The sequence below is a fragment of the Bradyrhizobium sp. C9 genome (assembly GCF_002532045.1).
Lineage (GTDB): Bacteria > Pseudomonadota > Alphaproteobacteria > Rhizobiales > Xanthobacteraceae > Bradyrhizobium.
In genome coordinates this window covers 64140-76478 of the sequence record NZ_NWTG01000004.1, presented here as the reverse complement: position 1 = coordinate 76478, position 12339 = coordinate 64140, and the positions used below count along the sequence as shown (strand labels likewise).

Genomic DNA, 12339 nt, shown 5'->3' with positions numbered 1-12339 from the left:
GCGGCGATCCGCCCACGGTTACGGGCCATCCTGCGCGACATACTCCCGCCAGCCCTTGGCCCGCAGGCTGCAGGCCGGGCATTCGCCGCAGCCATAGCCCCAATCGTGCTGCGCGCCGCGTTCGCCGAGATAGCAGGTGTGCGAGTGCTCGCGGATCAGATCGACCAGCCCTGCCCCGCCGAGCTGGTGCGCGAGCCGCCAGGTGGCGGCCTTGTCGAGCCACATCAGCGGCGTGTGCAGCTCGAAGTCCCTCGCCATGCCGAGGCTGAGCGCGGATTGCAACGCCTTGATGGTCTCGTCGCGGCAATCCGGATAGCCGGAATAGTCGGTCTCGCACATGCCGCCGATGATGTGGCGGATGCCGCGCCGATAGGCCAGTGCGCCGGCGAAGGTGAGGAACACGAGGTTGCGGCCGGGCACGAAGGTGTTCGGCAATCCGTCCGCGCCCATTTCGATGGCGACGTCGCGGGTCAGCGCGGTATCGGATATCTCCGACAGCGTCGGGATCGCGAGCGTGTGGCTGTCGCCTAGCTTTGCTGCCCAATCCGGCCGCAGCGCCCGGATGCCGTCCAGCAGGCGGTCGCGGCAATCGAGCTCGATCGCATGACGCTGGCCGTAGGTGAAGCCGAGCATCTCGACGCGCGCGAAGCGGTCCAACGCCCAGGCCAGACAGGTGGTGGAATCCTGGCCGCCGGAAAACAGCACCAGCGCGGTGTCGGAATTGTTCTGATCGGTCATGTGAGGCGATTTAGCACCTGACGGCGCCGCGGCCAATCCGTGGACAGTGCCGTGTTTCCGGCGTGTTTTGCTGGGATCGGGAGGGGTGTTTTGGCATAAAGCCAGGACCTCCCTGATGCCGGTGTTCCATGACCCCTTCCCGCGACATTTCCCGCCTGATCGAGATCATGGCCGCGCTGCGCACGCCGGTGACCGGCTGCCCGTGGGACCTCGTGCAGAATTTCGAGACCATCGTGCCTTACACGATCGAAGAGGCCTATGAGGTCGCGGATGCGATCGCCCGCGGCGATTTCGAGGATTTGCGCGAGGAGCTCGGCGACCTCCTGCTGCAGGTGGTCTATCACGCAAGGATGGCCGAGGAGCAGAACGCCTTTGCGTTCGGCGACGTGGTCGAGGCGATCACGAAGAAGATGATCCGCCGTCATCCGCATGTCTTTGCCGACAAGGACGGCAACATCCAGCCCGCGGGCGTCAAGAGCGCCTGGGAGCGGATCAAGGCCGAGGAGAAGGCCGAGCGCGCCGCGCGGCGCCCGCCGGAGGAGACCGCACACAAATCCCTGCTGGCCAGCGTGAAGGCCGGCCTCCCTGCCCTGACCCGGGCGATGGAGTTGCAGCGCAAGGCATCCACGGTCGGCTTCGACTGGAACGACCCGCGCGCCGTGCTCGCCAAGATCCGCGAGGAGGCCGACGAGATCGAGGCCGCGCTCGACCGCAACGACAAAGCGGAGATTGCGGAAGAGACCGGCGACCTGATGTTCGCACTGGTCAACCTCGCCCGCCATGTCGACGCCGATCCGGAAACCGCGCTGCGCGCGACCAACACCAAGTTCGAGCGGCGGTTTGCCTATATCGAGCAGGCGCTGGCCGCGAAGGGCCGCTCGCTCGACGGCGCAACGCTCGATGAGATGGACGCGCTGTGGAACGAGGCCAAATCTGCGGCGACGCCGGTCGGCGCGCCCTTACGCTGACGAGGGGCTGAATATTCCGATCCGCTGACCGGTGAAGCTGCCGACCCAGATCTGCTCGCCAACCTGCATCGCCCCCGTCGCGCCGCCGAAGCCCTCGGCCTTCGCGCCAGCCTCGTCGATCGCGATCAGGGATTCGATCGCGAGGCTCGTCGGATCGAGCCGCACGACCTTGAAGGCCAGCGGGCAGCGATCGCCGCGCGCTTCGCAACCGAACAGAACCTCCGGCCGCGTGGATTGTCCCGCGAGCAGCAGCCGCCCGTCTGCAGTCCAGCGCAAATTGTCGGGCAGGAAATCCGTCTCGACGCTTGCGACCGCTCGGCCGTCGCGGTCGAGCCGCCAGACGCGGCGCGCGGCCCATTCGCAGGCGATGACGAAACCATCGCGCGACACCGCGATGCCGTTGGCGCCGGACATCGGCCGATCGCCGAACCGGCTCCAGCCCTTCGCCGGTGACCAACGCCATACCTGCCCGGTCGGCTCGGCGCGCGCAAACCGCGACACGAACTCGCGGTCCGTCGGATCGAACATGCTGGTCATGACGAAGCCGCCATCCGGCAGATACGCCACCGCGTTCGCCGACGTCCGCGGCGGCTGCACAAGGCGCTCGCCCGTTGCAACGAAGGGCCCCTCCTCGCCGAGCTCGATCACCAGGCGGTCGATGGCTTCGCCGCCGCCATGATCGACCACCAGCAGTTCGAACGTCTCATCGGCGAGACGCCGCGCGGCAATTCCGTGCGGGTCGAAGATTTGAGGTCCGAGCCGCGCCTGCTGCGCGGCAGGCGCCCAGCGCAGCTCCGTCGCGTGTGACGGCTGCGCCGTATCGACCTTGAACAGGCCGCCGGCATGGTCTGCCGATCGCATGCAACTGACGATGACCCACGACGTTCCCGGCAGTTCGACCAGGTCCTCCGGATGCCAGACGCCGTCGACAAATCCGCTCAATTGGTAGCTTGCATGATCCGTGTGGATGTCTCGTGCCATCGTTCGCGCCTCGGTGAGTTCGACTGAACCGAGGATAGAAAGTCGCGGGCCGCCGATCATCGGGCGGAAACTCGCGACATCCGCGACCGGAATTCGCTAATCTGCCGCCATGGAAGACCCGCCGTCACTCGTCACCTTCGTCACCGTCGCCGAAACGCTGAGCTTTGCGGCTGCAGCGAGAAGGCTCGGCCTGTCGCCGTCAGCCACCGGAAAGGCGATCGCCACGCTGGAAGCGCAGCTCGGCGTGCGCCTGTTCACGCGAACGACGCGGCGGGTCAGCCTGACGCCCGAAGGCGAATTGCTGCTCGGCCGCGCACGACGGCTGCAGGACGATTGGCGCGAGACCACCGCGCTGCTGTCGGCGTCGGCGAGCGAACCGCAAGGCCTGCTGCGCATCAGCCTGCCCGCCGCCGGCTATCGCTTCCTCGCGCCGCATCTGGCGGCCTTCGCGCAAACGCATCCGAAGATCCGGCTCGATCTGGATTTCGACGACCGCATCCGGGATCTGGTGACGGAGGGCTTTGATCTTGCGATCCGCAGCGGCGCCCTGCCCGATTCCGGCCTGATGTCGCGCAGGCTGCCGCCATTCCGTCTCTCGGTCTACGCCGCGCCGTCTTACCTCGCCGAATGCGGCGAACCCGCCGATCACGCGGCGCTGTCAGGGCATCGCCTGATCCGCTTCCGCCATCCCGACACCGACGTGCTGCAGGCGTGGCAACTGGCTAGCGGCGCGCAGGCCGCGATCGAGGAAGCAACACCCCACGTGATCTGCTCGAACATCGAGGCGGTCCGTGCGGCAGCGGTTGCAGGCCTGGGACTGGCCTGGGCGCCCGATTTCCTGATGCGCGACGCGCTCGAAACCGGTCAGTTGCAGATCGTGCTGCCGCAAGAGACGATCGAAGCCGCGTTCTGGATGCTGTGGCCCTCCGGCAGATACGGCTCGACGCGATTGCGCGCCTTCATCGATTTTGCCGCAAGCCATCTGTTTGCGGCATGACGCGGCTCACAGCAGCGTGCCGTGCAGGATGACCGCCGCAACGCCGAAATAGATCACGAGGCCGGTGACGTCGACCAGCGTCGCGACGAACGGCGCGGACGCGCTGGCCGGATCGAAGCCGATGCGCTTGAGGATGAACGGCAGCATCGATCCGGACAGCGAGCCGAAGGTGACGATGCCGACCAGCGCAGCACCGACAGTGATCGCCACCAGCATCCAATGCGGGCCGTAGTCGAACAGGCCCATCGTCTGCCAGAGCGTGATCCTGACGATGCCGATCAAGCCCAGGATCGAGCCGAGCACGACACCGGTCGGCAGTTCGCGCATGGCGACGCGCCACCAGTCGCGCAGACGGACCTCGTGCAGCGCCAGCGAGCGGATCAGGAGCGAGGTGGCCTGCGAGCCGGAATTGCCGCCGGAGCTCATGATCAGCGGGATGAACAGCGTCAGGACGATCGCCTTCTCGAGTTCGCTCTGGTACGACTGCATCGCGGTGGCGGTCAGCATTTCCGACAGGAACAATGCGCACAGCCAGCCGCCGCGCTTCTTGATCATTTCGAGGAAGCCGATCCGCAGATAAGGCTCGTCGATCGCTTCCATGCCGCCGAACTTCTGGGCGTCCTCGGTCGATTCCTCGACGATGGCGTCGATGACGTCGTCGACCGTGACGATGCCGAGGATATGGCCGGGGCCGTCGACGACGGCGACCGCGAGCAGATCGTAGCGCGAGATCAGCCGCGCCGCCTCCATGCGGTCGGCCTCGGGCGAGATCATCAGCGGCTTGCGCGCCGGTGCCGCGGTCAGCACATTGGCATGCGGATCGGCCGAGATCAGACGGCGCAGCGGCACGGCCTGGATCAGCGTCTTCTTGACCGGGTCGATCACGAAGATCGAGTAGACGGTCTCGCGGGTGCGCTCGACCATCCGGATGTGATGCAGGACCTCGGCGATGGTCCAGTTCGAGGGCACGCTGACGAATTCGGTCGTCATGATGCTGCCGGCGCTGCGCTCGGGATAGGCCAGCAGCCCGGAGATGACGTTACGGGTATCCGGATTGAGGCCGTTCAGCAGCGCGGTACGCAGCGGCTCGACCAGTTCCTTGAAGATGTCGGCGGCACGGTCGTCGGAGACGCCTGATAGCAGCGACACCGCGGTGTCCTTCGGCAGCTCGGCCAGGATCTCGCAGGTGTTGTCGAGCCCGGGCAAGTCGAGCACCTCGATCGCCTTCTCGGCCGGCAGCGACTGCAGCAGCTTCGCCGCATCCGCCGGCTCCCGGGCATTGAGGGCATCGACGATCTCGGGCGCCCGCACATGGGCGAGGTCCCCATTCTGGCCGGCGAGCGTGTCGTGGGTGATGGTTTCGCTGGTGTCCTGCATCGATCGGCCTCGGCATTGCGTCCAGCAGCGCAATGAACCAAGGCGGCGCAGATTTCAAACAGAAAGTGCGGCGGCACGCCGCAGGCGCGATCGAGTGAGGCCGCGTCACGGCACCGTCACATTTCGGGCGACGGCGAGGTGTCGTGCCGTGGGGCCGCTCAGGCCCGAGTGAACAGCTTCGCGGCGTCGTCCACCGCCTGGCGCGCGGCGGCGAGATCGGGCGTTTCGTTGTCGTCGTTGAAGCCGAAATAGTCGTTCTCGCCGACCGGCTGGACGACGATCCCGTCGCGTCGGCCGAGGACGCTGAGGTTGCGGTAGAAGACGCCGTAATTGACATCCGGCTGGGGAATGAGCCAGGCGATCTGGCCGCGCACCGGAACGATGCTCTCGTCGCGAAACAACGCACGGGCGCCGTAGCCGGTGCAGTTGACGATGACGGCTTCGCGGATCTTCGAAAGATCGGACGGCGCGTGCAACTCGATCGGCACGAAACGCCCGCCGGTGCGCTGAAACTCGGCTTCAAGCTGGCGGTAGAGATCGGTGACGTTGTAGGTGAGCGAGGCGCTCTTCCAGGCGTATGGCGCGGGAAACGGATTCGATCCGGCGGCCAGCAGGTCCCATCGCGGCGTGAGCGACCTGATCCGGTCGCGCAATTCGAGAAATTTCTTCTGGCCGTCGCCCGCGGCATGCTGGCGCCGGTGCGGACGGCCGTCGGCGTCGGGAGCGTCGTCGGAGAGCAGATAGCGATCGGTCCATTCGATCGGATTGCCGGCAAGGCCGAGATAGCTCTGATGGGTGGCAAAGGTCGTGCGCGCCATCCGCTCCCAGCGATCGGCAAAGTCCGGCGTGACGTCCGCTTCCATCGCGATCCGCGAATCCGGCGACCAGTCCCCGGTCGCACGCGCCGAGCGCACCTGCGGGAAGCGCTCCTTGGCGTAGATCGTGACGGTTGCGCCCATCCGCTGGGCGGTGATCGCCGTGGTCAGACCGATCGCACCGGCGCCGAGGACGGCAATGTTACGCGCGCTCAATTGCAAAGCGAGCGGCACGGCCTCCTGCGCGGCGCCCCAGGATAGCGACCAGCCGCTGCCGCCGTGCCCGTAATTGTGCACGACGTATTTGCTGTCGATCCATTCCGCCTCGATGCGCGGACCGGCGGCGCGAAACGGACGCAGGCATACCGTGACCCGAAACATGCGGTCCGAACGCGCAAGCACCGGCCGCAGCGCGGGTGCGTCGACGAAAGCGGCGTTGTCGGCAACCCCACGCGTTGAAATCCCTGCGACCGCAGCGCTCGCCAGGCCGCCGCCGAGAAATGCTCGACGATTGAACATCGATCCCCCTTCGATCCCCTCGCCGCCACGGATGTCCGGGACACTAGGTCCCGTGCGGCAGAGCATCGAATCGTGACATGACGATGTCGCGCTTGGTCTCGTCGACCCGCACCGTCATGTCGAAGCGCTCGCCATTGAGCTCCTTGCTCAGGACCTCGGCATTGCGATGCAGCCAGCTGATGCCGGCGCCATCGGAGGCGTCGATCGAAAGATTGAGCGTGATGCGCTTGGCCGCGAGGCGATCCTCGATCGCGGTCAGGAGCTCCTTGATCCCCTCGCCTGTGACGGCCGAGACCAGGAAGCACGGCCGCTCGGGCGGCCGGCGTGCGGCGATGTTGCGCAGATTGTCCCGCTCCTCCGGATCGAAACGATCGATCTTGTTCCAGACCTCGATGATGCGCTGGCCGCCGTCGGCGTCGGGATCGATGCCGAGCTGGTGCAGCACCGCCTCGACGTCGCGCTCCTGCGCCTCCGCATCCTCGTGGGAGATGTCGCGGACATGCAGGATGATGTCGGCCTCCAGCACCTCCTCCAGCGTGGCGCGGAACGCGGCCACCAGCTGGGTCGGCAGATTGGAGATGAAGCCGACCGTGTCCGACAGCATCGCCTTGCCGCCATGCGGCAGGTTGAGCGCACGCAAGGTCGGGTCGAGCGTCGCAAACAGCATGTCGGCGGCCTGCACGTCGGCGCGCGTCAGGCGATTGAACAGGGTCGATTTGCCGGCATTGGTGTAGCCGACCAGCGCCACGACACGGTACGGCACGCGCTGGCGGCCGGCACGATGCAACCGCCGCGTCGCCTGCACCTTCTTCAGCTCGTTCTCCAGCCGCGTGATGCGGTCGCCAATCAGGCGGCGGTCGGCCTCGATCTGGGTTTCGCCCGGACCGCCCATGAAGCCGAAGCCGCCGCGCTGGCGCTCGAGATGGGTCCACGACCGCACCAGGCGGCTGCGCTGGTAATTGAGATGGGCGAGCTCGACCTGCAGCGCGCCTTCCTTGGTCTTGGCGCGGCGGCCGAAGATTTCCAGGATCAGGCCGGTGCGGTCGAGCACCTTCGTGCTCCAGGCTTTCTCGAGATTGCGCTGCTGGATCGGCGACAGCGCGCAATCCATCACCACGAGCTCGACCTTGTCGCCGGCGACGAGCCCGTTGATCTCCTCGACCTTGCCCTTGCCGAGATAGGTCGCGGGCCGGATCTGGCTGACCGGCGCGACGATGGATTCCACCACGGTGAGGTCGATCGCACCGGCGAGGCCAGCGGCTTCCTCGATCCGCGCTTCATAGTCGCGGACAGAGGAATCCGTTTGCGCATCGCCGTCGCCACGGCGCGTGCGCAGGTACGGGCCGATGACGATCACCCGCCCGGTGCTCTGGTCCCCCGCCGACCCGGGCCTAGACTTGGTCCGGTCGGCGTCCCCTTCACGATTGAAGGGTTCCAATCAGTTCACTCTCAAGCCGGTGCGTCCTCACCACCTTCGAACAGCTGAATCGGAGCGCCGGGCATGATGGTCGAGATCGCGTGCTTGTAGACAAGCTGCGAGTGACCGTCGCGCCGCAGCAGCAAGCAGAAATTGTCGAACCATGTGACAATGCCCTGCAGCTTTACCCCGTTGACCAGAAATATCGTCAGTGGCGTTTTTGTTTTACGAACGTGATTAAGGAAGGTGTCTTGTAGATTTTGTGCGCGGTCTGCCGCCATTGTTTTTGTCCCGCAAGCTTGTGCTTCTTTTTATTGAACCGGTTGCGGCTCTCTGACGGAGCCTCCTCCGGCTGCCCGCCTGCCCTGAGATCCCCCTCTGGCAGACGTAGCGGTAGGATTAGAGGCTACGCGCGGTTTTTAGGCAAGCCGGTTCGCGCAGCAGTCGGTAGGAACACGGTGGCAATTCTAAGAAAGCGCGGGGAAAGAGACGAATATTCTCGTGGAGAGTGGATAATTCCCCCGGTTGCGCCGGACCTGCCCTCACCTCGCACGCCGGCCCGCCAGGACCCGAGCCGAGCCCTGCTTCCCCGGCGGGTGACCGCCGGGGCTTCGCGCCAAGGGGCCGGCGGTTGCCGGACCAGGTGTACCGGGGTCAACCGACCCCGAGCGCCTTCAGCTTGCGATGCAGCGCCGAGCGCTCCATCCCGACGAACTCCGCGGTGCGCGAGATGTTGCCGGAGAAGCGGCTGATCTGGGCGATCAGATAATCGCGCTCGAACACTTCGCGCGCCTCGCGCAGCGGCAGGCCCATGATGTGCTCGCCATTGTTGGAGGTCGGCATTGCCGGCACCATCGAGCCGACGTCCTGCGGTAGCATGTCGGCAGTGATGATCGCCTCCGGGCCGCCGCCGGCCAGGATCATCACGCGCTCGACGTTGTTGCGCAGCTGCCGGACGTTGCCCGGCCAGACATGCGATTGCAGCACGGCCATCGCGTCCTGTCCGATCTGCCGTTTCGGCAAGCCGGTGGCAGCCGAGATCTGGTCCATGAAATAGTCGATCAGCTCGGGGATGTCCTCGCGGCGCTCTGACAGCGGCGGCACCCGGATCGGCACCACCGAGAGGCGATGATAGAGATCCTCGCGGAAACGGCCCGCCGCGATCTCCTCCTCGAGGTTGCGCGCGGTCGAAGAAATGATGCGGACGTCGACATGGACCTTGCCGGTGCCGCCCTGGCGCTGGAAAGTCTGGTCGACCAGCACGCGCAGGATCTTGTTCTGGGTCTCGCGCGGCATGTCCGCGATCTCGTCGATGAACAGCGTGCCGCCATGCGCTTCCTCGAGCGCGCCGGCCTTGCGCTGCTGCTCGCCGTTCGATCCCTCGATGCCGAACAGCTCGATCTCCATGCGCTCAGGCGTGATCGCGGCCGCATTGATCACCACGAACGGCCCCTCGGCGCGCCCGGATGCATGATGCAGCGTGCGCGCGGCGAGCTCCTTGCCGGCGCCGGACGGGCCGACGATCAGGATGCGGCTGTTGGCCTTGGCGGCGCGGTCGATGGTCTGGCGCAGCTGGTTCATGCAGGCCGAGCGGCCGGTCAGGACGCTCGCCGCCGGCGCCAGCTGCTTGAGCTCCTTGACCTCGCGCTTCAGCCGCGAGGTCTCCAGCGCCCGGGTCGCCACCAGGATCAGCCGGTCCGACTTGAACGGCTTCTCGATGAAGTCATAGGCGCCGCGCTTGATCGCGGCGACGGCGGTTTCGATGTTGCCGTGGCCGGAGATCATCACGACCGGCAGATCGGCATTGTCCTTCTTGATCTGCTCGAGCAGCTGCAGACCGTCGAGCTTGGAGCCCTGCAGCCAGATGTCGAGGAAGACCAGGTTCGGGCGGCGGTTGGCGATCTCGGCAAGCGCCGAATCGCTGTCGCGCGCGGTGCGCGTGGAGAACCCCTCATCGTCCAGGATACCCGCAACGAGGTCACGAATGTCAGCTTCGTCGTCGACAATCAGAATGTCACTTGCCATGGGTTACACCTGCGTTGTCAGTCGCCCGTCGCGGCTTTGATTCTTGGCTCTTGGCTTGTTGGCTCTTGTGCATTTGGCTCTTGGTTATTTGGTTCTTGCTGATCGGGTTCTTGGATTCGTTCTTGGATTTTTGGTTCATTGTTGGTCGCCTGTGCCGGGCCGTTGGTCGGCTCTTGCGGCGGATTTTTTTCACTGTCGGGGTCGGATGATTTCACGTCCGGCTTTTGTTCCTTGCTCTCCGGCTTGTTCTCGGGCTTGGCCGCCTGACCGGTGACGGAAAAGCGCAGCCGCATCCAGGCACCGCGCTGGCCTTCGCGGAAATCGGACGCGTCCTTGAGCTCGATGCGGCCGCCATGGTCCTCCAGAACGCGGCCGACGATCGCCAGTCCGAGCCCGGTGCCCTTGGCCCGCGTCGTGACATAGGGCTCGAGCAGGCGCGCACGGGCGACCTTGGGCAGGCCGATGCCGTTGTCGACGACATCGATCAGGATGTCGTCGCCCTCGCGCTGCGCCACGACGTCGATGCGGCCCTTGCCGAGCTCCTCGCGCGGAACCTGCTCGATCGCCTCGGTCGCGTTCTTGATGATGTTGGTCAGCGCCTGCGAGATCAGCCTGCGGTCGAACTGCGCCGGCAGCGGCGACTGCTTGATGTCGGCCTCGATGTCGAGATCGGGATGCGCGACCTTCATCAGGAACACCGCCTGGCGCACCACGTCGGCGACGTCCTCGCCTTCCATCACGGGCTTCGGCATCCGCGCAAAGCGTGAGAACTCGTCGACCATCCGCCGGATGTCGTCGACCTGGCGCACGATGGTGTCGGTGCACTGCTCAAAGATCGACTTGTCCTTCTCCTCGGTGATGGTCTTGCCGAACTTGCGGCGGATGCGCTCGGCCGAGAGCTGGATCGGGGTCAGCGGGTTCTTGATCTCGTGGGCGATGCGGCGGGCGACGTCACCCCAGGCCGAGGTGCGCTGCGCCGACACCAATTCGGTGATGTCGTCGAGGGTGATGATGTAGCTGTCGCGCGACTGGCTGGTCTGCTCGGCGGAGACCCGAACCGACAGATTGCGCTCATTGCCGTCGCGCAGGATCGTGACCTGGCCCTGCACCAGGCGCTGCGTGCCCTCGCGCGCCGTCTTCATCATCTCGTCGAGCTCGGGCAGCACGTCCGAGAGCGGATGGCCGAGCGTCTCCGACTCGGCATGCCCGATCAGCTTCTCCGCCGAGCGGTTGAGAATGCCGACGCTGCCGGAGGCATCGACCCCGATGATCCCTGCGCTGGCCGACGACAGCACCGCCTCGATGAAGCGGCGGCGGCTGTCGATGGTCTCGCTGGCATCGACGAGCTCGTTGCGCTGGGTGCGCAGCTCCTGGGTCATCTTGTTGAAGATCTCGCCGAGCAGCGCGAGGTCGCTTGCCGATTTGTGGACCGGCACCTGGACATTGAGGTTGCCGGTCGAGACCTCGCTCGCCGCACCCATCAGCTGGCGGATCGGCGATACCAGCCCGTTGGCGAAGTTGAGGCCGATCAGCACCGAGGCCATCAGGATGGTCAGCGCGATCACCGCGAACATCAGCGCGAACGCCACCTGGATGCCGAGCCGGCGGGTCTCAAGCTGGGCGTATTCGGCGGCGCTGGTCTGGGTCTGCTTGAGCTGGGCGACGACAGCCGGATCGAGCAGCCGCGCCACGTACAGGAACATGTCGTCATAGGCCCGCAGCCGGACCACGGAGGCGACGTAGTTTTCGGGGAAGACCGAAATCTTCGGCTCGGTCTCGTTGATGTCCTTGAGGATATCAGGCGGCGGCGCCTCATAGTTCAGGCGGACGCCGGTTTCGGCGCTGGCTACGATCTTGCCGTCCTTGTCCATCAGCACCGCGACCGGCAGGTTGCGGGACTCGGCGCCGGCCGTCATCAGCTGCAGGAAGGTCATGCGATCCTGGTCGTAGAGCGGCCGCGCATGGGCGAGATCGTTGGCCATCGCCAGCGTATCGCCGTTGATGAGCTGCGCGTGCTCCTGCATGTAGGCGCTGGCAATCGTCAGCGAGTTCTGGATCACCTGTTTGGTGGGGCCCGAGAACAGCCGGTCGAGGCCGCGCTCGATGGTGACGTTGGCGACGATCGACACCAGCACGGCCGGCAGGACCGCGATCACCGAGAACAGGCCGACGATCTGGACGTGCAGCCGCGCCGCCGCCCGGCCCCGCCGCCTCGCCTGCACCATCTGCCAGACTTCCCGGACGATGATGCCGACCAGCAGCAGAATGGTGGCGGCGTTGATCATCAGGAAGGAGCGGACGACCTCCGAGGTCGGCTCGATCGGGGTCAGGCCGGTCAGCACCACGAAGGTCAGGAAGGCCGACAGCAGCGCGATCGCCACGGCGAACGGCGCCAGCCAGCGCCGCAGCGGGAAGCCCCGCGCCTCTGCAGTGGGCTCGGCCAGGGGCGCGTGTAACGTTGAAGCGGTGGTGTCTGCGCTGGTCATACCGGCAATTGAGCTG

At 66.0% G+C, this 12339-nt stretch carries 10 protein-coding genes; 2 read left to right on the top strand and 8 right to left on the bottom strand.

Annotation, left to right across the window (positions count from 1 at the left end; all coding sequences use genetic code 11):
* Positions 1–18: 18 nt before the first annotated feature.
* On the bottom strand, positions 19–738 hold the full coding sequence (gene queC / locus CO675_RS10680; RefSeq protein ID WP_097671902.1) for a 7-cyano-7-deazaguanine synthase QueC: 720 nt from the start codon (positions 736–738) through the stop codon (positions 19–21).
* 128 nt (positions 739–866) lie between these two features.
* Between queC and mazG the strand changes: the two genes are divergently transcribed.
* The gene (gene mazG / locus CO675_RS10675; RefSeq protein WP_097671901.1) at positions 867–1706 is read left to right on the top strand and encodes a nucleoside triphosphate pyrophosphohydrolase; all 840 of its coding nucleotides are present in this window, start codon (positions 867–869) and stop codon (positions 1704–1706) included.
* On the opposite strand, the gene CO675_RS10670 is transcribed toward mazG, so the two are convergent.
* Positions 1698–2687, bottom strand: a complete 990-nt coding sequence (locus CO675_RS10670) for an SMP-30/gluconolactonase/LRE family protein (RefSeq protein ID WP_143278942.1) — start codon at positions 2685–2687, stop codon at positions 1698–1700. The two genes, mazG and CO675_RS10670, sit on opposite strands and share 9 nt — an antisense overlap.
* A gap of 109 nt (positions 2688–2796) precedes the next feature.
* Between CO675_RS10670 and CO675_RS10665 the strand changes: the two genes are divergently transcribed.
* Entirely contained in the window at positions 2797–3684 is an 888-nt protein-coding gene (locus CO675_RS10665; protein ID WP_097671899.1) for a LysR substrate-binding domain-containing protein, read from the top strand.
* Between the two features lie 6 nt (positions 3685–3690).
* Here the strand turns inward: CO675_RS10665 and mgtE are convergent, their stop codons facing one another.
* The 6 genes from mgtE to CO675_RS10635 all read right to left on the bottom strand — a co-directional run bounded on the left by mgtE (position 3691) and on the right by CO675_RS10635 (position 12323).
* Positions 3691–5061 carry a magnesium transporter gene (gene mgtE / locus CO675_RS10660; RefSeq protein ID WP_097671898.1) on the bottom strand — a complete coding sequence of 457 codons (1371 nt, stop codon included), beginning with the start codon at positions 5059–5061 and terminating at the stop codon, positions 3691–3693.
* A gap of 158 nt (positions 5062–5219) precedes the next feature.
* Positions 5220–6395: an FAD-dependent oxidoreductase gene (locus CO675_RS10655; protein WP_097671897.1), complete on the bottom strand. Its 1176-nt coding sequence runs from the start codon at positions 6393–6395 to the stop codon at positions 5220–5222.
* Positions 6396–6438: 43 nt separating this feature from the next.
* Positions 6439–7833, bottom strand: a complete 1395-nt coding sequence (gene hflX / locus CO675_RS10650) for a GTPase HflX (RefSeq protein WP_097671896.1) — start codon at positions 7831–7833, stop codon at positions 6439–6441.
* An 11-nt stretch (positions 7834–7844) separates the two neighbouring features.
* The gene (hfq, locus tag CO675_RS10645; RefSeq protein ID WP_006020546.1) at positions 7845–8093 is read right to left on the bottom strand and encodes an RNA chaperone Hfq; all 249 of its coding nucleotides are present in this window, start codon (positions 8091–8093) and stop codon (positions 7845–7847) included.
* 373 nt (positions 8094–8466) lie between these two features.
* Positions 8467–9837: a nitrogen assimilation response regulator NtrX gene (gene ntrX / locus CO675_RS10640; RefSeq protein WP_028331957.1), complete on the bottom strand. Its 1371-nt coding sequence runs from the start codon at positions 9835–9837 to the stop codon at positions 8467–8469.
* Positions 9838–9854: 17 nt separating this feature from the next.
* Positions 9855–12323, bottom strand: coding sequence for a sensor histidine kinase NtrY-like (locus CO675_RS10635; RefSeq protein WP_097671895.1), 2469 nt, complete (start codon positions 12321–12323; stop codon positions 9855–9857).
* Between the last annotated feature and the right edge of the window lie 16 nt (positions 12324–12339).